Origin of the sequence: Bremerella sp. P1 (genome assembly GCF_028748185.1) — a bacterium.
In the GTDB taxonomy this organism is placed as follows: domain Bacteria; phylum Planctomycetota; class Planctomycetia; order Pirellulales; family Pirellulaceae; genus Bremerella.
Genome location: NZ_CP118164.1, coordinates 3331318 through 3352867, shown reverse-complemented (window position 1 = coordinate 3352867; position 21550 = coordinate 3331318). Strand labels below are relative to the sequence as shown.

Sequence of the window (21550 nt, the reverse complement as noted above, 5' to 3'; positions counted from 1 at the left end):
TGTCAGGTTGAATTGATTTACTGCTAAAGCCAATCGATCGCGGCGACTAATCGCTCTTATCGCTGCTACGCAACGAGTCGAGGGCAGCCTTAGTGATGACCAACTTCCGCGGACGCAAGACCGAGTAAGCATTCAGTTCAGCAACTGGGCTGACTGAGACACCTTCGATGTTACGTGCACTGCGGTAGAAGACCGGATCGTGCTTTTCCAACGCGATCGCGACCTTTTGACCGTAAATGCCCAGAGCCTTCAAAGCACCTGCGACACTCTTAGTCTTGATTTCGTCTTGAGCCAGGTCATCAACGACAACCACCTGCTCGCCTTGGATCTTGCTGGCGATCGCCATACGGGTCGCAAGCTTCAAGGCCTTCTTGTTCAGTCGGTACGAGTAATCGCGAGGGCGGATCGCGAAGACGTGACCACCACCACGGCGAACACCGCTACGCTTGGAACCGGCACGTGCGTTACCGGTACCCTTCTGGCGATACATCTTCTTCGTCGAGCCAGCCACTTCGGCACGAGTCTTGGTGCGGTGTGTACCCTGACGAAGATTCGCCTGGTACATCACAACGGCGTCGTGCATCAACTGCTTGTTGATCGACGGAGCGATTTCAGCCGGATCAAGTTCGTACTTGCCGACTTCCTTTCCGCTCTTGTCAAAAATGGGCAAACTGACCATGGGACTATTCTTTCACGCGTTGACGCGACTTAATGCTTCAAGGACGCCGTTAGCGGACCATATTTGTTTCACGAACGATCACGTATCCGCCATTGGGCCCAGGCACGGCACCATTGAGCAGAACCACGCCGTTTTCTTCGTCGACCTTGACCACCTTCAAGTTACGAGTGGTGACCTTGGCGTTACCGTACTGGCCGCTCATCTTCAGGCCCTTGAACGTACGGCTTGGATAAGCACTGCACCCAGTACCACCCGTGTGACGGTGAACCTTCTTCACACCGTGGGTAGCACGCTGACCAGCGAAGTTATGTCGCTTCATCACACCGGCATAACCACGACCGCGGCTAGTTGCGATGACATCGACACGGGCTGCTTCAGCGAGAACGCCGATGCTGATCTCTTGACCAACTTCAGCACCTTCGATCGAACCACGAAGTTCACGGACGAAACGCTTGGGCTCGCAACCGGCCTTCGCAGAAGCTTCACCACCAGCGGCGGCCAACTTCTTCGATCGCTTGCTCGAGAGAGGAGCAACGTGACCACGTTCACTACGAATCGCTAAACGGCGAGGCTTGTCGTCGTAACCGAGCTGAATTGCCTCGTAGCCATCGCGTTCCAGGGTTCGCACCTGAAGCACGTGACAGGGACCTGCTTGTACAACCGTAACCGGGATAACTTCGCCAGATTCTGTATAAACCTGGGTCATCCCGACCTTACGGCCGAGTATGCCTTTTGCCATGATTCGTCGCCTTGTAGTCCGTTGCTCGCTTCGATGGATTAGCCTAGTCGGCCAATTACCACCCGAAGCTTCCAGCCATCCAGAGACTCTTTAAAACGAGCTAAGTGGGTAAACTATCGAGTTGTTGCCTTGATCTTGATATCGACACCAGCTGGCAGGTTCAGCTTGTTGAGCGATTCAATCGTCTTGGCGGTAGCCTGAACGATATCGATCAGACGCTTGTGCGTCCGAACCTCAAATTGCTGGCGAGCCTTCTTGTCGATATGCGGGCCCGACAGAACGGTGTAACGTTCGATACGGGTCGGCAACGGAATGGGACCGTGCACTTCCGAATGGGTCCGCTTCGCCGTGTCGACGATGTCGAGAGCACTCTGATCCAAGATCGAGTGATCGTAAGCTTCCATCCGAATGCGAATAATTTCTTTCGCCACGTGCGTGATCCCTATGAACTGCTTCCCGGAAACCCGGGGATGTAATTTTCTTTTCGCTCCCTAGTCGCTCTTTGAGCTAACTGGGAAACAGATGATATTAAAAATCCAAACCGCTTTCGTCAATGGGCTCCGGTTTGGTTTTCGAACCTTTTTCGAATGCTCGTCTCGAATGGCGAAAAAACCCCGGTTTTCAGGCGGAAAACAGCATTTTTCGCGGGTCGCCGCGGAGGGCGAAAAGTGGAACAACCTGTCGAATCTTCGGTTCGCATCGCTTTGTTTTGCAGGCCAGTGGCAAAGAATCGCCATAAATGATCAGGCGATTCGCCAAGCCTGGGCCGACTTCAGGCAATTCGAATCCGAATGAGGACCACAAGCGGGGAGCCTTGGCGATCAAAACGCTGCGAACAATAATGCCCCGAGCAGCCCACCCAAACCCCGCAGACTACATAAACTGCTTGATCAGTTCTGGTGGGGCGGCTGCGTATTTCAGCGGCTCCATGCTGCTGGAAGCTCGCCCCTGACTCAGGCTTCGCATCGCGCTGGAATAACCGAATAGCTCGGCCAGCGGGGCATGGGCCTCGATGATTGCATCGCCTGAGCGGTTCTCGGTCTTAGCGATCTCGCCGCGACGCTTCATGATGTCACCGACAAAATCCCCCATGTAGTCCTCAGGAGTCGTGATCGTCAGCTTCATGATTGGCTCGAGCAAGGTCGGCACTGCAGCCTCCAGCCCCTTTTCAAACGCGTCGCCAGCGGCAATCGCAAAGGCGGTGTCGGTCGATCCCACTTCTGCCGCTTCCGCGTCGAGCACCGTAATCTTGATATCCGCCAGTGGAAATCCGCCAATGATACCGCCACCGACGGCCCGGCTGTGCAGCTCTTCGACGGCAGCCTCGACCAGGTGATACGGAACACGCTCTGGCGGAACCTTGGTAATTACCATTACCGGCTGCTGCTGATTCGGGGCGTGCTCGACCTGGATCGTCACTTTCGCGAACAACTGTTGCCCCTGAATAATCCGATGGCACTCGCCGGTCACCTTGGCTGTTTTGCCGATCGTTTCGCGATAACTCACGCGCGGCTTATGGACCTTCACGTTCAGCTTGAAATCGCGTAGCAAGCGATGGCGAATCACTTCGAGATGAAGCTCGCCCATCCCGCTAATGATCGTCTGCCCGGTATCTTTGTTTTCGTCCGCGGCGAACGTTGGATCCTGACGACGCATCATCGCCAACGTTTCAGAGAGCTTGTCACGATCGGCCGACGACTCAGGCTCAATCGCCATGCCGATCACGGTCTCTGGAAACTTGATCGACTCGAGCAGAATCGGGCTTCGCGTATCGCATAGGGTATCGCCAGTGACCGAGTGACGCAGACCAATAATGCCAACGATATCCCCAGTACCAACGTGATCGACCTGCTCCTTCTTGGAGGCCTGGATGTGCCACAACTGGGCGCAGTTCTCTTTCACATCGCGACCCGGGTTCAACAGACGCGAGTTCGGCTTCAGTTCGCCGGAATAGACGCGAACCCAGGTCATATCGCCGTGCTTGGCAGGCAACACCTTGAAGACGAGCCCACAGAACGGCTCCTTCGGATCAGGCTCACGCTTCTCGGCCTGATTCTTCTTCGCCGGATTCGTTCCGACCACAGCGGGAACATCCTTAGGACTCGGCAGATAGAAAGTCACCGCGTCGAGAATCGGCTGCACTCCGATACCGTCCAACGCCGAACCGCACATCACCGGCTGTAACTCGCGGGCGAGCGTCCCTTGCCGCAGCACTTGGCGAATCAGCTCTGGCGGAATCGGCTCTTCCGAGAGACTCAGCTCCATCAGTTCGTTGCTGAGGTCGTACAGTTTCTCGAGCAAGTTGTCGCGCCACTGCTGGGCCTTTTCGACGTACTCTTCGGGGATGTCGAGCACATCAACCGTCCGGTCCTCATCGCCCTCACCAAAATGAAGCATCTTCATTTCGATAAGATCGATCACACCTTGAAATGCATCCGCAACATGCGGCGGACCGGCACCGACCGGGATTTGAATCGGAACCGGATTCGCTTTAAGCCGTTTTTCGATCTCCTGCAGCACCGAGTAGAAGTCGGCCCCTTCGCGGTCCATCTTGTTGATGAACGCGACACGCGGCACCTTATATCGGTCGGCCTGACGCCAGACAGTTTCACTCTGGGCCTCGACACCTTCGCGAGCACTGAAAACAACCACGCCGCCGTCGAGCACGCGCAGACAGCGTTCGACCTCGGCCGTAAAGTCTACGTGCCCCGGCGTATCGATGAGGTTGATCGTGTAGTTTTTCCAGGGAAACGTTACACACGCCGAGTAAATCGTGATACCGCGCTCCGCTTCCTCGGGATCAAAGTCGGTCTGCGTCGTCCCCTTATCGACCTCGCCGACCTTATGCGACGTACCGCTGTAATAGAGCATCCGCTCAGTCACCGTCGTCTTACCGGCGTCGATGTGGGCAATCACCCCAATATTGCGGATGTCTTCAAGTTTACGTTCCATGACTCTGATGCCAGCCGCTTTCGACTGGACCTTTCTTGCTTCTCGGTGAACGGCAAAGGGAAGTATCTATTCTGCCGATTTCTTATTCCGTCGACTATGCCTGGAAACCGGACAGGTGCTTCGGTCAGCGCATAAAAAAAGCCGCACTTTTGAAGAAGCACGGCTTTTGCTTTGTATTCTTACCAGGCGAAGTGAGCGAATGCCTTATTCGCGTCAGCCATACGGTGAACGTTTTCACGTTTCGTGTAGGCGGAACCTTCGCGGTTGTACGCAGCGAACAGCTCGTCAGCCAGCTTCAAGTGGGCCGGACGACCCTTCTTTTCGCGAACCGCGGACAACAGCCAACGAATAGCCAGCGATTGCTGACGAGTGCGGTTAACCTGCATTGGAACCTGGTAAGCGGCACCACCGACTCGCTTCGAGCGAACTTCGATGTGCGGCTTGACGTTCTCGACAGCCTGGGTGAAGACGTCAATCGGTTCTTCGCCTGGAACACGCTTCTTGAGTTCATCCATGGCACCGTAGAAAACTTCCTGAGCGGTCGTCTTCTTGCCATCCAACATCAGGCAATTGATGAACTTGCTGGCCAAGATCGACTTGTAACGTGGATCTGGCTTCAACGTTTCTCGGCTGGCGGTAATCTTACCCATCGTTGGTAACTAACTATTCGCTATGGCTTGGTTTGTGGGATGACTCTTAATTGCGTGACGCCTGGGACAGCAGCCCAAACACGTCCCGACTAGCTCCGCTTAGCACCGTAACGGCTGCGGGATTGCTTACGACCGTTAACGCCCAACGCATCGAGGGCACCACGGACGACTTGGTAACGCACACCCGGAAGGTCGCGGACACGACCGCCACGCACGAGCACGATCGAGTGTTCCTGCAAGCTGTGACCTTCGCCTGGGATGTAAACGGTGACTTCCTTCTGGTTCGACAGACGCACACGAGCGATCTTCCGAAGAGCCGAGTTCGGCTTCTTAGGGGTCATCGTGCGGACCTGCAAACACACACCACGCTTCTGCGGGCACTTCTCCAAAACGGGGGACTTGGAGAACTTACGCTTCTTTTTTCGCGGCTTACGAACGAGCTGATTGATGGTGGGCATAGGTCGCCGTTGCTTTTTCCATAGGGCCGCGATTCAGGGGGCGGCCGAATTTCTGTTTGCTTACTGTCGCTTCCCACGGATTATGGGAAGCCCTTTAAATTATCCGATTGCCGACGACTGTCAACCCGTAATGAAGATCTGACGGGAAAACGTGATTCAACAATCGCTGGTTCCCCTCGTTTTCCCTGAAGGGAAGAAGGACAGGAACGGCACATGGCCACGCGGACGTGGCCATGGCACTTTAACTTGCACTACGCTTCGGGCCTTCTAACTTGCCCAAACGCTTTGATTTACAGTTCGTCCCGATTCGGGTCAAAGCCTTCACCACCATCTTGTGGCGGCATCGGAGGCAGTTGCGGTGGCTGCTCGCCGTAGGTCGGGCCTTCGGTAGCAGGAATCGGTCCGCCACCACCCAGCAGGCTTTCCAAACCAGGAGCCGGAGCCATCTCGGAGATCGCGGCAGGTCCCTGACCTGGCTGCGGTTGCTCGCCGCCATCTTGCAGAAGCGGGAAGCTCTCTTCCAGCGTGCGTTCGCGAGTTCGCGATGCCAGTTCGGCCAACGCTTCTGGATTGATGCGGACTTCCGAATCCTGGAAGGTGCGGAAACCGGTACCGGCCGGAATCAAGTGACCCAAGATCACGTTCTCCTTCAGGCCGATCAGTTCGTCGACCTTGCCTGCCAGGGCGGCCTCGGTGAGAACCTTGGTCGTTTCCTGGAAGGACGCCGCCGAGATAAAGCTGGAACTCTGAACGGCAGCCTTGGTGATCCCCAAGAGCTGGGTCGATGCACTCGCCGCGGCAGGCTTGGTTCCCTTGGCGGGATTGCCACCGAGCGATTCGATCTGACCGTTTTCCTGTTCTAACGCTTCCTTCGGCACGATCATCCCTTCGGTGAACTGCTGCGAGTCACCGGTACCGCTGATCTTCAGGCAGCGAGAAAGCTGATCGTTGGCTCGACGGAAGTCGAACTTGTCCATCACCAAGCCAGGCAGCAAACTGGTGTCGCCAGCCGAGTCGACCATCACCTTACGCAGCATGCGTGCGACGATGATTTCGATGTGCTTGTCGTTGATTTCCACACGCTGGCTGCGATAGACGCCTTGGATTTCGTGCAGCAGGTACTGCTGAACGGCTTCCTCGCCGGAAATTCGCAGGATGTCGTGAGGAACGAGCGGTCCGTCGATCAGCGACTGACCCGCTTTGACATAGTCACCGGTGTGGACCAGGAATCGCTTACCGTGAGGAACCAAATGCTCGCGTTCGATGCCTGACTCGCTGCGGACGATGATCGTACGCTTGCCACGCTTCTTCTCGGAAAGGATTTCGACGACACCGTCGATTTCTGCCATCACCGCTGGATCCTTAGGCTTTCGAGCCTCGAAGATCTCGGTAACACGCGGCAGACCACCAGTAATGTCCTTAACACCGCCCGATTCACGAGGCGTACTGGCAACCGTGGTACCGGCCGAAACCTTGGCACCTTCTTCGGCATCGATGATCGCCTTTTCCGGCAGGTAGTAAACGTCGAGCGGCTTACCGTCTTCGTCTTCAATCACCAGCTGCGGATGGAAGTCGCCCTTGTGCTCGGTAATCATGCGACGAGTCGTCCCGGTGGAGTCGTGCTCGATGATCATCGTTTCGCCTTCGACGACGTCCTCGTAACGGACGCGACCGCCGACTTCGGCAACGATCGGAATCGAGTAAGGATTCCACGAGCAAAGAACCTGACCGGTCTTCACTTCGCTGTTTTCCTTGACTTCCAGGGTAGCACCGGTCGGTACGTCGTAGCTTTCGATTTCACGACCCTTGGCATCGACGATCGTGATTTCACCGTTACGGGTGAGCACGATGTCCTTGCCTTCGTCGTTTGTCGCCGTACGCATACGGGTAAACTTGACGAAACCACCACGCTTGGTTTTCTTTTCGTGCTCTTCGGTATCGGTAACGGCCACACCACCGATGTGGAAGGTACGCATCGTAAGCTGCGTGCCAGGTTCACCAATCGACTGAGCAGCGATGATACCGACGGCCATGCCTTCTTCGACCTGATCGCCGGTCGACATGTCCATGCCGTAGCAAGCCTTGCAGCAACCCAGACCATTGTCGCAGGTCATTGGACTACGAACCTGAATACGTTCCAGGCCCATTTTCTCGATCTTGCGAGCCGTATCAGGCGTGATCATCTCGTTTTCGCGAACGATCACCTCGTCGGTGATCGGGTTCACGATGCTCTGGCGGCTGACACGGCCTTTGATCGCGTCTGCCAGCGAGACTTCCACCTTTTCACCGCGGTAAATAACACCCTTGGTAATACCTTGGGTCGTACCGCAGTCTTCGGCCGTGATCACTACGTTTTGGGCGACGTCGGCCAGCTTACGTGTCAGGTAACCCGAGTCAGCCGTCTTCAACGCCGTATCGGCCAGACCCTTACGGGCACCGTGCGTCGAGGAGAAGTACTCGAGCACCGTCAGACCTTCACGGAAGTTCGACTTAATCGGCGTTTCGATAATTTCGCCCGACGGCTTAGCCATCAGACCACGCATACCAGCCAGCTGACGAATCTGTTCGGTACCACCACGAGCACCCGAGTCGGCCATCAAGTACACCGGGTTGATGTAACCATGACCGCCACGATCGTCGTTCTTCATCTCGGTCATCATCTCGGCAGTAATCTGCTCACGAGCATGAGTCCAAGCGTCGAGAACCTGGTTCACACGTTCCTTGTCGGTGATCACGCCGCGTTCGTACAGCTTCTTAAACTTGATCACCTTCTTTTCGGCTTCACCGATGATCTTGTGCTTCGAATCCGGAGTCACAAGGTCGTCGGTCGCGAAGGACAGACCACTACGGGTCGATTCGCGGAAACCAAGTTGGTTCATATCGTCCAGCAGGTTGATCGTTGCACGACGACCCAGACGCTGGTAGCAGTCGGAGATCACCTTGGACAGTTCACTACTACCCAGCGAGTGGTTGTAGTAGTCCATTCCCGCTGGCAGCATCTCGTTGAACAAGACGCGACCGAAGGTTGTTTCGATGATTCGGCTGCTGCTCTCTTCGTCGTCCTCGCCCTTGAGCTTGCGACCTTCGGGGAGACGAACCTTGATGAGGGCATGCAGGTCGATGATGCCCTGGGCGAACGCATAGTCTGCTTCGTCCATCGAGGAGAAGGTCATGCCTTCACCAGGACGATTTGGCAGGCTGATGGTGATAAAGTTACAACCCATCACCACGTCCTGCGACGGGCTCATAATCGGCTTGCCGTTGGACGGAGCGAAAATGTTATTGGTTGCCAACATCAGCGTATGGGCTTCGACCTGAGCTTCAATCGAAAGCGGCAGGTGAACGGCCATCTGGTCGCCGTCGAAGTCAGCGTTGAAGCCTTTACAGACCAGCGGGTGAAGGTGAATCGCGTTACCTTCCACCAGGGTCGGCTCGAATGCCTGGATACCCATACGGTGAAGCGTCGGGGCACGATTCAACAGAACCGGGTGATTCTGGATCACCGATTCCAAGATGTCCCAGACTTCTTCATCCTTTCGCTCGAGCATCTTCTTTGCGCTCTTGATGGTATCGGCGTGACCCAACACCTTGAGCTTGCGGATGATGAACGGCTGGTACAGTTCCAGAGCGATCTTCTTAGGCAAACCGCATTGATGCAGCTTCATCCGAGGACCAACCACGATCACGGAACGTGCCGAGTAGTCGACGCGTTTACCGAGCAGGTTTTCACGGAAACGTCCCTGCTTACCCTTGATCATGTCGGTCAAGGACTTGAGCGGACGGTTGCTGCTACCGAGAACCGGACGCTTGCAGCGGTTGTTGTCGAACAATGCGTCGACCGACTGCTGAAGCATACGCTTTTCGTTGCGGATAATGACTTCCGGAGCGTTCAGGTCGACCAACTTCCGCAGACGGTTGTTGCGGTTGATGATACGACGGTAGAGGTCGTTCAAGTCGGACGTGGCAAAGTTGCCGGAATCCAACAGAACCAGCGGACGCAGATCCGGAGGAATGACCGGAATCACATCCATGATCATCCATTCCGGCTTGTTATCGCTGTCACGGATCGACTCAACGATCTTCAAGCGGTTGATGTAATCCTTACGCTTCTGCTTCGAGCCGGTTTCGGCCAGATCTTTACGCAGATCGATCGACAGTTGGACCAGGTCCAAACCTTGCAGCAGCTTACGAACCGCTTCGGCACCCATGTCGGCTTCAAACGAGCCAGCACCGAATTGCTCGACTGCACCGCGGTATTCTTCTTCGGTCAGTGTCTGGAATTTTTCGAGATCGGTGGAGCCTGGATCGATCACGACGTAGTCCTGGAAGTAGATCACCTTTTCCAGGCTCGAGGTCTTCATTGCCAGCAGGTTACCCAGGCGGCTAGGCATAGCCTTGAAGAACCAGATGTGCACGATCGGGGCGGCCAGTTCGATATGCCCCATGCGCTTACGGCGAACGCGGCTGTGCGTGATTTTCACACCACAGCGATCGCAGATCATGCCTTTATACTTCATGCCGCGGTACTTACCGCAGGCACATTCCCAGTCCTTTTCCGGGCCGAAGATACGTTCGCAGAAAAGGCCGTCCTTTTCTGGTCGGTAGGTTCGGTAGTTGATCGTCTCTGGCTTTTTGACTTCACCGAACGACCAGCTGCGAATGTCATGAGGCCGTGCAAGGCTGATCTTGACCGCGGTGTAATCGTTGATTCGGTCGTAAGAGCTTTCGAGAATACTCATGGCCCGTGCTCCTTATTTATTTCCACTTGGATGGTCGAGTTGGTGAAGGTGCCGTTGGCTGCCAGGTGAGGCGCCAACGGCGGGGTCGCCAATCGCGGACTGACCGTCATCAGTCCGCCGCAGCGGAGGCCGCTTGATTTACAAGCGGCGTTTTTCCAGCTGCATATTCAACCCGAGCCCTCGGATTTCGTTGGTCAACACGTCAAAGCTGGCGGGCGTACCGGCTTCCAGCGTGTTTTCACCTTTGACCATCGATTCGTAGATCTTCGTTCGTCCTTCGACGTCGTCACTCTTCACAGTGAGCAATTCCTGAAGGATGTAGGCGGCACCGTAGGCTTCCAGAGCCCACACTTCCATTTCCCCGAAACGCTGACCGCCGAAACGAGCTTTACCACCCAGCGGCTGCTGAGTAATAAGCGAGTAAGGCCCAGTGCTTCGAGCGTGCACCTTGTCATCCACCAAGTGATGTAGCTTCAGCATGTAGATGTAACCGACCGTGGTTTCCTGGTTGAGAGCTTCGCCGGTACGTCCATCGTGAAGGCGTGCCTTCCCGTGACGCGGCAAACCTGCTTCTTCCAGGCAGTCGTTAATGATCTCTTCGCTCGCCCCGTCGAACACTGGAGTGATCGCCTGGAAGCCGAGCTTGGCACCTGCCCAACCCAGGTGGGTTTCCAGAATCTGACCCACGTTCATACGGCTAGGAACGCCAAGCGGGTTCAGCATGATCTGGATAGGGGTGCCGTCCGGCAAAAACGGCATGTCTTCGACCGGCAGAATCTTAGCGATCACACCCTTGTTACCGTGGCGACCGGCCATCTTGTCACCCACCGAGATAACTCGCTTGGTGGCAATGTAAACCTTCACCATCTGCAGAACACCACTGCGAAGTTCATCACCTCGCTTCATGCTGTTCAACTTGCGATCGCGTTGATCGATCGCCAGCTCGATGGCAGGCCACTTGGCGGCGTACAGCTGACGGATCTGGGAAATGCGATCGTCGCTCTTGAGGTTTTCCAGAATCTTGTACAGACGGAACTGCTGTGCCTGTTCCGCGATGTACTTTGCATCCTGGTCGCGAGTCAGCGGAGTACCGTCTTCGTCGGTCACCGTCTTACCGAGGATCTTTTCGATTTCGCCAACAAACTCGGCGAAGAGTTCGGAAATGGCGCTATTGCCTTCGGTTTCGGCGTCCTTCAAGGTCTTCTCGAAGGCCTTTCGTTCGTCGTCCGAGAGGCTCATGCGGCGAGCAAACTTCTCAGCCTGAACGACGATCCCTTCGATGCCGGAAGGAACTTCCAACGAATCGTTCTTCACGTCTTCACCGGCACGACCAAAGATGGCGTGCAGCAGCTTTTCTTCCGGTGTCAGCTCGGTCTTGCTCTTCGGCGAAACCTTACCGACCAGAATGTCGCCAGGCTTCACATAAGTACCAACCTGAACGATTCCGCTCTCGTCGAGATTGCGGAGCATCTTCTCGGAGACATTCGGAATGTCTCGCGTGAAGTCTTCGCGACCCAACTTTGTTTCGCGAATTTCGACGTCGAACTCTTCAATATGAATCGAAGTGTAAACGTCTTGCTTCACCAGCTCTTCGCTGATGATGATCGCGTCTTCGTAGTTGTAACCGTCGAACGACATGAAGCCGACCAGCACGTTACGGCCCAGGGCCAGCTGACCACCGTGGGTCGCGGCACCATCGGCCAGCACGTCACCAGCGGTAATCTTCTGTCCCATCTTCACGACAGGATGTTGATTCAAGCAGGTACGCTCGTTGAGACCAACGAACTTACGCAACTCGTAAACGTCTTCGGCATGCTCGGCAGCGCCACTACGCTCGACAACCACCTTCAGGGCGTCGACGTAGGTCACCACACCATCGTACTTGGCGCGGATGATCATGCTGGAGTTCATAGCCACGTCGCGTTCGACACCGGTGCCGACGATCGGCGGTTCGGCGATCAACAGTGGCACAGCTTGCCGCTGCATGTTAGATCCCATCAAAGCACGGTTAGCATCGTCATGCTCGAGGAACGGAATCAATGCCGCGGAGACGCCGACCATCTGGCAAGGAGCCACGTCGATGTAGTCCACTTCGGTCGGGGCGACCATTTCGAAGTCGCTGCGGTAACGGGCGATGATCAAATCACCCAGCAGGTTATCGTCATCGTCGGTCGGCGTATCGGCCGGAGCCACCAGGGCGTCCGACTCTTCGTCGGCACGTAGCCAGACAAAACCCTTGGCGATCTTACCGTTGGTGATCTTACGGTACGGCGTGATCAAAAAGCCGTACTCGTCCACTGACGAATAAAGAGCCAGGCTGGAGATCAGACCGATGTTCGTACCTTCCGGCGTTTCAATCGGGCAGATACGACCATAGTGAGAGATGTGAACGTCGCGAACTTCGAAACCGGCACGCTTTCGGTTCAAACCGCCTGGGCCGAGGGCCGACAGGCGACGTTCGTGCGTGAGCATCGAGAGCGGGTTGGTCTGGTCGACCACTTGCGACAATTCGCCACGACCAAAGAAGTATTCGATGGCAGCCGAAATGCTCTTTGGATTGACCAGGTTCCGCGGAGTCATGTCTTCCGCGTCCTTCAGGCTCATGCGTTCTTGAACCGTACGACGCAGCTTGAGGAAGCCCTTTCGCATTTCGTCGCAAGCCAGCTCATCGATGGTACGCAGACGACGGTTACCGAGGTGGTCGATATCGTCGATGCGGGCCCGCTTATCGCCGGACGAAAGATTCAGGATGTAGCGAATTGCTGCGATCAAGTCTTCGGGGCGAAGGGTTTGTTGACCTTCGTCGATATCGAGACCAAGCTTTCGGTTCATACGGAAACGACCAACGCGACCAAGGCGATAGCGGTTTTCGTCGTAGAACTTTTCGGCGAAAAGGGTCTTGGCCTTTTCCAATTGTGGCGGGTTACCAGGACGCAGTCGCTGGTAGATACGCAACAAGGCTTCTTCATGACTCGAGGTGTTGTCCTCGCCCAACGCGTTGAAAATCAACTGCGTCTTGGGAGGTTCCATCACCTCGACCTTGTCGATGCCGGACGAGCAGATCAATTCAGCGATGTTGCGGCTGATCTTCTGACCTGCTTCGAGGATGATTTCACCAGCCCGGTCGTTTCCGCTGGGATAGATGATATCGTCGACGGCAATCTTGTTTTCGATCTTCGAGACGCTACGGCCATCTTTGACGGCTTCGACGCTCGATTCGTAGAACGCGCGGATTACATCGGCGTCGCTGCTGAATTCAGGCGACATCGCACGCAGCAGCGTGGTAGCCGCGAACTTACCGCTCTGGTCGATGCGGACCGTCAGCGAGTCCTTCTTCGAGACGTTGACTTCGATCCAGCTTCCACGCTCCGGAATCACGCGGCAGCTAGGGAGCTTCTTGTCGGAGGTCGTATCTTGCTCCAACACGAAGTCGACACCAGGGCTGCGGTGCAGCTGGCTCACCACGACGCGTTCGGCACCGTTGATGATGAACTCACCACCACCCAGCATGACGGGCAGATCGCCCAGGTACACTTCTTCCTCGATTGGCTCCTCTTTGTTCAAGCGAAGCCAGATTCGGAAGGGGCGACCATAGGTCAACCGCAGCTGCTTACATTCCTCTGGCGTGTAGCGCGGCTTGCCCAATTCGTAACGGACGTAATCGAGCTGATTCTGTCCGTCGTAGCTTTGGATCGGAAAGATCTCGCGCAGGACACTTTCGATGCCCAACTCTTGATCTCGCTCTTCTGCTTCGACATCCGCCTGCAGAAAGTTTTGATAGCTCAGGGTCTGAATCTTCGTCAGATCCGGGGGAGCCATGTAAATCGATTGACTTCCAAACCGACGAACTTCAGTAGGTTCCAGCCGTCGTTGCGACGAGGTAGCCATAGGCGACGCGACTCCTTGGGCGGCAAATCAAAAAACAACATACTTTCGTAGCAAATCCAATACGGACGTTATGCAGGGTTCTAGCCAACAGTCCGAAATAGAGTGCGTGAAAGCATGAGTGATACGGGCGGACAGTAGAGGTTCAGATTCAAGCGGACTGGCGAAAGCGCGCAGCTGGCGCCACGCAAGCTAGCACGCCTGCCTGTGCAGGCGCGCGCTCTTACCTGATTCCCATCCATGCTGTCAAAAGAAAAAGAAGATCCGGAAGACTTCAAAATCACACCTCGCGACGTTGCCTCTTTAGTATAGGGGAGGCAACGTCTGAGTGAAAACAGGAAATCAGCCAATAACCGCAGTCTTACTTGATTTCGACAACGGCACCAGCGGCTTCCAGTTCTTCCTTCGCCTTCTCGGCGTCTTCCTTGGAAACGCCTTCTTTGATCTTGGCGTCCTTGGTTTCGACCATGTCCTTGGCTTCCTTCAAGCCCAGACCAGTGATCGCACGGACGACCTTGATGACGCCGATCTTCTGAGCACCGAAGTCGGTCATGATGACGTCGAATTCGGTCTTTTCGGCAGCAGCTTCTTCACCGCCACCACCGCCACCTGCGGCCACCATGACACCACCGCCAGCGGCGGCTTCGATGCCGTGAGCGTCTTTCAGGTAATCGCCCAGCTCAACGGCTTGCTTCAGGGTCAGGCCAGCGATTTGATCGCCCAAACCCTTGATTTCTTCGGACACTTCGACGGTTGCAGTTGCTTCTTCGGACATTTCGGATCTTATCCTTTCAACACTTATTTGCAGGGGAACGGGCCCGCCTGCGCCAGGGAATACGGATGTTTTGGTTTATGGAAACGTTCTTTCGGCAAATGCCGCCAGGACGTTTGCCGAGAGAAGGCTATTAGCCTTCTTGCTTTTCGCCAACTTGCTTGACCTGCGAGGCCAACTTGGCACCTGGCCCCTTGATTTGGGCTGCCAGGGTACGGCCAGGTCCCAGGATCTGACCCACCAGAAGCGAGAGCTGTTCAGCTCGGTTGGGCCATTTACTGATTGCCTTGACCGAATCGGGGTTCAGGGATTCGCCATCCATGACACCGCCTTTAGCGGTGAATCCCGGAAACGTATCGTCTTCGTTCAGCTTGACAACTTCCTTGGCCAAGTCGACGAAATCTTCGCCACCCCAAACCAGGGCAGTGCTGCCTTCCATGCTATCAAAGGCAGGTGCGAGCGAGGTACCTTCACATGCCTTGGCTGCCAACGTTCGGCGGACAACCATCAGGCTCAGGCCCTTTTCACGGAGTTGCTTGCGGACCAGATGGGTCTTTTCCGCATTCATCCCCACAACGTCGACCACCAGAAGGTCGTTCACGCCATCCAATTTCTTGGACAGGTCGGTGATCACCAGTTTCTTTAAATACTTACTCATGGCTCAGGGCTTTGTACGTATGGGTTATCGCGTAACGCTTGAACTTGCGAGGAACAATTTAGAGGGCAACTAGAACGCCAGGGCTCATCGTTGCACTCAAATTGACGCTACGAACATAAGTGCCCTTCGCCGCTTGGGGCTTGAGGCCATTGATATGATCGATAAAGGCCTGGATGTTGTCCTGCAGCTTGTCGGCTTCGAAACCGAGTCGACCAACCACTGCGTGAACAATTCCAGTTGGATCATTACGGAATTCGACCTTTCCGGCCTTATATTCCTTAACCACCTTGGCAACGTCGGGGGTCACGGTACCGGCACGCGGCGATGGCATCAAACCACGCGGACCGAGGACACGACCCAAAGGACCGACCAGGCCCATCATGTCTGGGCTGGCGATACAGACATCGAAGTCGAGCCAACCATCTTTGATCTTCTTAGCCAGGTCTTCCGCACCCACTTCATCAGCACCAGCTTCCTGGGCAGCGGTTGCGTTGTCGCCCTTGGCGAAAACGATAACTCGTTGAACCTTGCCGATACCGTGAGGCAGAACCAGAGCACCACGAACCAACTGGTCCGCTTGCTTCGGATCGATACCCAATCGCATCGCAATTTCAACAGTTTGATCGAACTTGGTCGTATCGAACGACTTCAGCAGAACGATCGCATCTTTCAGGTTCAGCGCTTCCGCTGGCACCTTTTCTGCCAGGGCTCGATATCGTTTGGATTGTTTAGCCATCGTCAATCGCCAGTATGTAGGGAGATGTTGTTCGCGTTAGGGGCAGGGACTATTCCGTGACTTCCAGGCCCATGCTCCGAGCCGTTCCTTCGATCATTCGGCGAGCATGTTCCAAGTCGCGGGCGTTGAGGTCCGCCATCTTCTGATTGCAAATGTCGTCGATCTGGTCCTTGCTGACCTTGCCGACCTTCTTGGTGTTCGGAGTGCCGCTACCCTTGGCTAGGCCTGCAGCCTTCTTCAACAAAGCAGCCGCTGGTGGGCTCTTGCAGATGAATTCAAAGGTACGGTCGTTGTAGACGGTCACGACGACGGGGATCGGCATGCCGTTGAATTCTCGGGTCTTGTCGTTGAACTGCTGAACGAACTGACCGAGGTTCACACCGAAACGTCCCAACGAGGTACCAACCGGAGGAGCCGGTGTGGCTTGACCACCAGGGACTTGAAACTTCGCTTGACCTACTTGTTCCCGTGCCATTTTGCTGTTTCCCGTGCCGCGGTGTGCCGTGATGGGGCTTCCGCAACCGTATGCTTGTAAACCGTGTGCTTATTAAACTAAGGCCCCGAGGCTCGTTCTCTCTGTCCGCCGGCAAAGGGGGAATAAGAAGAATCGACCACCGGTCCAACGCCTGAAATGGACTAAACTGGCTCCATTTGCCAGTGTTCCATCTCCACCGGTGTTGTGCGGCCGAAAATATTAATCATGACCGTCACGCGGCCATTGGTGTTGTCGATCACCTCGACATCCCCCTCGAAGTTCTCGAAGGTGCCTTCGGTGATGCGAACATGGTCGCCAATCTTGAAGCGAATGTTCGTCTTGACTTCTTCTTGCTCACCCTCTTCAGGCTTGCGCGTCTTCTTGACGATGCGATCCACTTCGTGCGGCAACATGGGCACTGGCTTGCCAGCGGCGCCCGTGAAGTCACCAATGCCGCCGGTCTCACGAACCAGGAACCATGTTTCGTCGTTGATTGCCATGTGCACGACGATGTAGCCTGGGTAGAGCTTCTGCTTGGTGACTTTTTTCTTGCCGTTCTTGTATTCCACCAGGTCCTCGGTGGGAACAAGAATCTCGCCGAAGTAATCCTCAAGACCGGCCATTTTGACCCGGCGAACCAGGTTGTTGGAAATCGACTTTTCGCGATTACTCTGAACCTTGAGGATGTACCACTCCTTATTCGCTGCATCCGTGGCAGCGTCTTCTTCATCTTCAATGATCTCTTCGATGGGGCCACGCTTCTTGCCGGCAGCTGCAGGAGCAGGCGCTGGCGCTGGCTCGGCTGGTTCTTCGGCCGCCGCTTCTTCCACGACTTCCTGACCAGCATCAGCGCCTTCGGCAGCACCAACGTCTTCCGACTCGGTCGACGCAGGCTCTTCCGAGGCAGCTTCAGGTGTCGCTGCTTCTTCCGAGGGAGCTGCTGCATCCGCAGGAATATCCGTCTCGGGATCTTTCTGAGGATCGAACGAATTGTCAGGAGAACTTGCCACGAAACTAACCTTAACCGGCTATCGAAACCGGACCATCTAAGCAAAGTGCAATCTGGAATCCAGGGCCGCTTGCTGCCGCCTAAGTGGCGGGCGTCTGCGGATCAGGCGGGATCAGTCCAATCGTCTTGAACAAGGTGATCCACAACAAGTCAAACGCAAACAACAACAAGGCCAGGATGAAGATCAACGCGATCACCACGATGACACTTCGCCACAACTCGGCCTTGGAAGGCCAAGTCACCTTATTCATTTCTGCCTCGACCGCGATCAAAAAGTCCGCGAACGTAGGCCAGTTAATCAGTCGGTAAGCGACCCAAAAACCAACAACAACCAGGGCAACCGGAAGCACGTAATGCAACTTGTACTGGGCCATGGATGCGTAAGCTTCCAACTGTTGATACAGCTGGTAAGCAGCGATCGCAATCAACACCCAAATCGAAATCAGCGTTGCCTGGCGGGCAACCCTACCCTGTGTCGGCTTATAACCTTTCCACTGCACCATCTCATTGAGAAGGGAAGCGGAACCGACGGTCTTCTCCTTGGCCATGGTCACTCTCAGTCTTTGGCGTTCTTGCCGCGGCGGCGACGCTGGGGTGTTTCCAGGATGTCTCTACCGGTGCGACGCGCTCAACAAGTTCGGTAACACCAACGAATTAGCAGGGGCGGAGGGACTCGAACTCTCAACATCTGGATTTGGAATCCAGCGCTCTGCCAATTGAGCTACGCCCCTGTAGCATCGCCGAACCAAAGCCAATGCCTGGTTCGGCGAGCTGAATTCTAAACAAGTCTTACTCGGTGATCTTGGTAACAACGCCGGAACCGACGGTCTTACCACCTTCGCGGATAGCGAAGCGAACACCTTCAAACATAGCGATCGGCTTGTGCAGTTCGACTTCGATCTTCACGTTGTCGCCTGGCATGCACATTTCGGCACCTTGCAGGTTTGCAGTACCGGTGACGTCGGTCGTACGGAAGTAGAACTGTGGGCGGTAACCGCTGAAGAATGGCGTGTGACGACCACCTTCTTCCTTGCTCAAGCAGTAGATTTCTGCCTCGAACTTGGTGTGCGGGTTAACCGAACCTGGTTTAGCGAGAACCTGACCACGCGAGATGTCTTCACGCTTGACACCACGCAGAAGGCAACCGACGTTATCGCCAGCGTGACCTTCTTGCAGGATCTTGTTGAACATTTCGACACCGGTGACGGTGGTCTTGGTCGGCTTCTCGGTCAGACCGAGGATTTCGACTTCTTCACCAACCTTCACAACACCGCGTTCGATACGACCGGTAGCAACCGTACCACGACCTTCAATGGAGAAGACGTCTTCGATTGCCATCAGGAACGGCTTGTCGGTTTCGCGTTCTGGTTCTGGAATGTAGCTATCCAGTGCTTCAACCAATTCGGTGATGCAAGCGGAAGCTTCCGGATCGTCTGGCTTGTTATAGGCAGCCAGCGAGTTACCACGAACAACCGGGCAGTCGTCGCCTGGGAAGTCGTTCTTGTTCAGCAGTTCACGAACTTCCAGTTCAACCAGATCCAACAACTCTTCGTCGTCGACCAGGTCACACTTGTTCAAGTAAACCACGATGCAAGGTACACCAACCTGGCGAGCGAGGAGAACGTGTTCCTTCGTCTGCGGCATTGGACCGTCAGCAGCGGAAACCACCAGGATCGCACCGTCCATTTGGGCAGCACCGGTGATCATGTTCTTCACAAAGTCGGCGTGGCCGGGGCAGTCGATGTGAGCATAGTGACGAGTCGGCGATTCGTACTCGACGTGAGCCACAGCGATGGTAACCGTCTTCGTTTCGTCACGAACGGTACCGCCCTTGGCGATTTCCGAGTAGGCCTTCATCTTGGCCAGACCCTTAGCAGCCTGAACTGCCAGGATAGCGCCAGTGGTGGTCGTTTTACCGTGGTCGATGTGACCGATGGTGCCAACATTGACGTGAGGTTTAGATCGTTCAAATACGTCCTTGGCCATTTTCTTTGTCTTTCTTACCCCAGCTAAACCGTGAAATTTGGGATTTGTCTAAATACGAAAATCAAGGTGCCGTGAAGAGCTGCTGATGGGACTTGAACCCATGACCTCTTCCTTACCAAGGAAGTGCTCTACCACTGAGCTACAGCAGCCGAAAAATGGGAAGCTTGTTTGGGGCTTTGCTTCCGCCACCTTTACCCGGCTACTCGCTTCCGAGCCGCCCAAACGGACAACCCGATTCTCGACAACGAAGCCTTATCGACCTGCGGGGCCGCATCGGCAAGCTCACAACATGCCCGGTAAAGAGGCGTGCTGCGAAGCGGGTGAAGGGAATCGAACCCTCGTCTTCAGCTTGGAAGGCTGTTGCTCTACCATTGAGCTACACCCGCAACCTACCCAGGCCTTGCTGTCTTTTCTTCCAATAAAGCCCAGGAACTATTCAGTGGGGGGTACAGGATTCGAACCTGTGAAGGCAATGCCAACAGATTTACAGTCTGTCCCCTTTGACCGCTCGGGAAACCCCCCAACATATCCGCTTTTCCAGGCGTCCGAAACTGGTGGGTTCGGCAACCCGATGAAAACGGCAATGATCCGTCCAAATTCAGCCACAAAAGTGGGCTTTTTAAGCTAGCGGAGGGACTTGAACCCACAACCTGCTGATTACAAATCAGCTGCTCTGCCAATTGAGCTACGCTAGCCCACTACCTGGGCTTTATGGAAAACCAATAACTATAACGAGTCCGAATTTCCTCGCAAGCCAGGATGAGCACGGGAACGGCAAATTTCGTCCAAAATCCGTGCCGCCTTACAGACACCGCATCCTGAGAGGAGTTCACGAGACTATTTGCGCTCACTAACCCCCCGTTACAGTCCAATCCAGTTTGCCTAATGGGACGGGCTCGATGCGGCATTTTTCGAGGTGAAGTCGCGCGTCCGCAAACAGAACGTGCCCAGCCTCAGCTGGGCACGGAAATCGTCTAGATGCCGCGTTTTAGAGCATGCCAGGGTCAGACTTCCCGCTGCCCCGAAAACGCCGACTCGTTCCACACTTCGATGTAGTAATCCTGGATCATATTGCCACTTTGAACGCGCATTACCAGGAATGGGTCAACCACAACACTTTTCTCTTCCAACACATCAACGTAGAAGCTTACGCCTGGGTGCTTCTTCTTGATGTCCAAGGCCGTTTGCAGCGCGTATTCCGGGACGGGCTCCGGATACGACGCCAGTTCAAGCATTCGCCACTCACGCCGGACGAGAGGGGAGCTGAAATATGTAAACAAGATTCCCACCACGACACCGCCAACGATGGTCAGAGCACAATAGTAGGAGACCATGGTATTCATCAATAATGCCGAAAAGAAAAGCCCACCCATCGCCCCCAAAATTACCGTAAAAGTCAGCCCCAGGACCGACTCGACGACCGTTGGCCAGAACATAGACGGCTTGATCTCGCAGGCTTGCTTGTATTTACGCACGCTCTCAGGCGTAAAAGGGCGGATGTCGTACTCGGCCATGGTCTGCTCGAGTGTCGTCTGCCGGCGAGCTTCTCGCTTCTTCTTGGCAAGTAGCGTGTAGCCCAATAGCTCGCTGGCCTCCTGGGCAAGCTCATCCGAAAGCGGATCGTCGTCCCCCAGACGCTCCCATTGGCTAACCGGTGTGTCCCATGTAATTGTTTGACGCTCAAGGACAGATACGTTCATGATTCGACTCCTACTTCTCAGAAAAGACACTCTCGAAATCGATAAGTTCGAGTGCAAAAGCGATGCACTCGTCGAAAAGCAGGCCCACAAACGAAGCCTATCAGATCACCCC

The 21550-nt window shown here is 55.2% G+C and carries 16 protein-coding genes and 5 tRNA genes; all 21 read right to left on the bottom strand.

The annotated features are described in order from the left end of the window. Nucleotides 1-46 precede the first annotated feature (46 nt). Nucleotides 47-679, bottom strand: a complete 633-nt coding sequence (gene rplD, locus PSR63_RS14090) for a 50S ribosomal protein L4 (RefSeq protein WP_274334092.1) — start codon at nt 677-679, stop codon at nt 47-49. Nucleotides 680-728: 49 nt separating this feature from the next. Continuing rightward, complete coding sequence (rplC, locus tag PSR63_RS14085) at nt 729-1385, bottom strand: 50S ribosomal protein L3 (RefSeq protein WP_338000674.1); 657 nt, start codon at nt 1383-1385, stop codon at nt 729-731. A gap of 146 nt (nt 1386-1531) precedes the next feature. Beyond that, nucleotides 1532-1849: a 30S ribosomal protein S10 gene (rpsJ, locus tag PSR63_RS14080; RefSeq protein ID WP_105351940.1), complete on the bottom strand. Its 318-nt coding sequence runs from the start codon at nt 1847-1849 to the stop codon at nt 1532-1534. A gap of 442 nt (nt 1850-2291) precedes the next feature. Beyond that, a complete protein-coding gene (gene fusA, locus PSR63_RS14075; protein WP_274334090.1) occupies nt 2292-4370 on the bottom strand; it encodes an elongation factor G in 2079 nt (692 codons plus the stop codon). Nucleotides 4371-4549: 179 nt separating this feature from the next. Further along, nucleotides 4550-5020 carry a 30S ribosomal protein S7 gene (gene rpsG, locus PSR63_RS14070; protein WP_274334089.1) on the bottom strand — a complete coding sequence of 157 codons (471 nt, stop codon included), beginning with the start codon at nt 5018-5020 and terminating at the stop codon, nt 4550-4552. Nucleotides 5021-5109: 89 nt separating this feature from the next. Continuing rightward, nucleotides 5110-5478: a 30S ribosomal protein S12 gene (gene rpsL, locus PSR63_RS14065; RefSeq protein ID WP_144976831.1), complete on the bottom strand. Its 369-nt coding sequence runs from the start codon at nt 5476-5478 to the stop codon at nt 5110-5112. A gap of 290 nt (nt 5479-5768) precedes the next feature. After that, entirely contained in the window at nt 5769-10217 is a 4449-nt protein-coding gene (gene rpoC, locus PSR63_RS14060) for a DNA-directed RNA polymerase subunit beta' (protein WP_274334088.1), read from the bottom strand. 138 nt (nt 10218-10355) lie between these two features. Then, nucleotides 10356-14105, bottom strand: a complete 3750-nt coding sequence (gene rpoB / locus PSR63_RS14055; protein ID WP_274334087.1) for a DNA-directed RNA polymerase subunit beta — start codon at nt 14103-14105, stop codon at nt 10356-10358. A 358-nt stretch (nt 14106-14463) separates the two neighbouring features. Further along, complete coding sequence (gene rplL / locus PSR63_RS14050) at nt 14464-14877, bottom strand: 50S ribosomal protein L7/L12 (RefSeq protein ID WP_274334086.1); 414 nt, start codon at nt 14875-14877, stop codon at nt 14464-14466. A gap of 130 nt (nt 14878-15007) precedes the next feature. Beyond that, the gene (rplJ, locus tag PSR63_RS14045; protein WP_274334085.1) at nt 15008-15532 is read right to left on the bottom strand and encodes a 50S ribosomal protein L10; all 525 of its coding nucleotides are present in this window, start codon (nt 15530-15532) and stop codon (nt 15008-15010) included. Nucleotides 15533-15590: 58 nt separating this feature from the next. Beyond that, nucleotides 15591-16268, bottom strand: coding sequence for a 50S ribosomal protein L1 (gene rplA, locus PSR63_RS14040; RefSeq protein ID WP_274334084.1), 678 nt, complete (start codon nt 16266-16268; stop codon nt 15591-15593). A gap of 49 nt (nt 16269-16317) precedes the next feature. Then, nucleotides 16318-16743, bottom strand: a complete 426-nt coding sequence (gene rplK, locus PSR63_RS14035; RefSeq protein ID WP_274334083.1) for a 50S ribosomal protein L11 — start codon at nt 16741-16743, stop codon at nt 16318-16320. 161 nt (nt 16744-16904) lie between these two features. Then, nucleotides 16905-17753: a transcription termination/antitermination protein NusG gene (nusG, locus tag PSR63_RS14030; RefSeq protein ID WP_274334082.1), complete on the bottom strand. Its 849-nt coding sequence runs from the start codon at nt 17751-17753 to the stop codon at nt 16905-16907. Between the two features lie 79 nt (nt 17754-17832). Continuing rightward, nucleotides 17833-18300, bottom strand: coding sequence for a preprotein translocase subunit SecE (gene secE / locus PSR63_RS14025; protein WP_274334081.1), 468 nt, complete (start codon nt 18298-18300; stop codon nt 17833-17835). Nucleotides 18301-18410: 110 nt separating this feature from the next. After that, nucleotides 18411-18483: transfer RNA gene (locus PSR63_RS14020), tRNA-Trp, on the bottom strand. A gap of 58 nt (nt 18484-18541) precedes the next feature. Further along, nucleotides 18542-19738 carry an elongation factor Tu gene (tuf, locus tag PSR63_RS14015; protein ID WP_274334080.1) on the bottom strand — a complete coding sequence of 399 codons (1197 nt, stop codon included), beginning with the start codon at nt 19736-19738 and terminating at the stop codon, nt 18542-18544. 77 nt (nt 19739-19815) lie between these two features. After that, nucleotides 19816-19887 (bottom strand) — tRNA-Thr (locus PSR63_RS14010). 166 nt (nt 19888-20053) lie between these two features. Then, nucleotides 20054-20124: transfer RNA gene (locus PSR63_RS14005), tRNA-Gly, on the bottom strand. Nucleotides 20125-20178: 54 nt separating this feature from the next. Next, nucleotides 20179-20260, bottom strand: a tRNA-Tyr gene (locus tag PSR63_RS14000). A gap of 100 nt (nt 20261-20360) precedes the next feature. Continuing rightward, nucleotides 20361-20433 (bottom strand) — tRNA-Thr (locus PSR63_RS13995). Between the two features lie 309 nt (nt 20434-20742). After that, nucleotides 20743-21438 carry a hypothetical protein gene (locus PSR63_RS13990; protein WP_274334079.1) on the bottom strand — a complete coding sequence of 232 codons (696 nt, stop codon included), beginning with the start codon at nt 21436-21438 and terminating at the stop codon, nt 20743-20745. Nucleotides 21439-21550 lie beyond the last annotated feature (112 nt).

Bases quoted from the DNA above. Each gene is read 5' to 3' on its own strand.
- rplD (WP_274334092.1), bottom strand. From the start codon at position 679: ATGGTCAGTTTGCCCATTTTTGACAAGAGCGGAAAGGAAGTCGGCAAG.
- rplC (WP_338000674.1), bottom strand. From the start codon at position 1,385: ATGACCCAGGTTTATACAGAATCTGGCGAAGTTATCCCGGTTACGGTT.
- fusA (WP_274334090.1), bottom strand. From the start codon at position 4,370: ATGGAACGTAAACTTGAAGACATCCGCAATATTGGGGTGATTGCCCAC.
- rpsG (WP_274334089.1), bottom strand. From the start codon at position 5,020: ATGGGTAAGATTACCGCCAGCCGAGAAACGTTGAAGCCAGATCCACGT.
- rpsL (WP_144976831.1), bottom strand. From the start codon at position 5,478: ATGCCCACCATCAATCAGCTCGTTCGTAAGCCGCGAAAAAAGAAGCGT.
- rpoC (WP_274334088.1), bottom strand. From the start codon at position 10,217: ATGAGTATTCTCGAAAGCTCTTACGACCGAATCAACGATTACACCGCG.
- rpoB (WP_274334087.1), bottom strand. From the start codon at position 14,105: ATGGCTACCTCGTCGCAACGACGGCTGGAACCTACTGAAGTTCGTCGG.
- rplL (WP_274334086.1), bottom strand. From the start codon at position 14,877: ATGTCCGAAGAAGCAACTGCAACCGTCGAAGTGTCCGAAGAAATCAAG.
- rplJ (WP_274334085.1), bottom strand. From the start codon at position 15,532: ATGAGTAAGTATTTAAAGAAACTGGTGATCACCGACCTGTCCAAGAAA.
- rplA (WP_274334084.1), bottom strand. From the start codon at position 16,268: ATGGCTAAACAATCCAAACGATATCGAGCCCTGGCAGAAAAGGTGCCA.
- rplK (WP_274334083.1), bottom strand. From the start codon at position 16,743: ATGGCACGGGAACAAGTAGGTCAAGCGAAGTTTCAAGTCCCTGGTGGT.
- secE (WP_274334081.1), bottom strand. From the start codon at position 18,300: ATGGCCAAGGAGAAGACCGTCGGTTCCGCTTCCCTTCTCAATGAGATG.
- tuf (WP_274334080.1), bottom strand. From the start codon at position 19,738: ATGGCCAAGGACGTATTTGAACGATCTAAACCTCACGTCAATGTTGGC.
- PSR63_RS13990 (WP_274334079.1), bottom strand. From the start codon at position 21,438: ATGAACGTATCTGTCCTTGAGCGTCAAACAATTACATGGGACACACCG.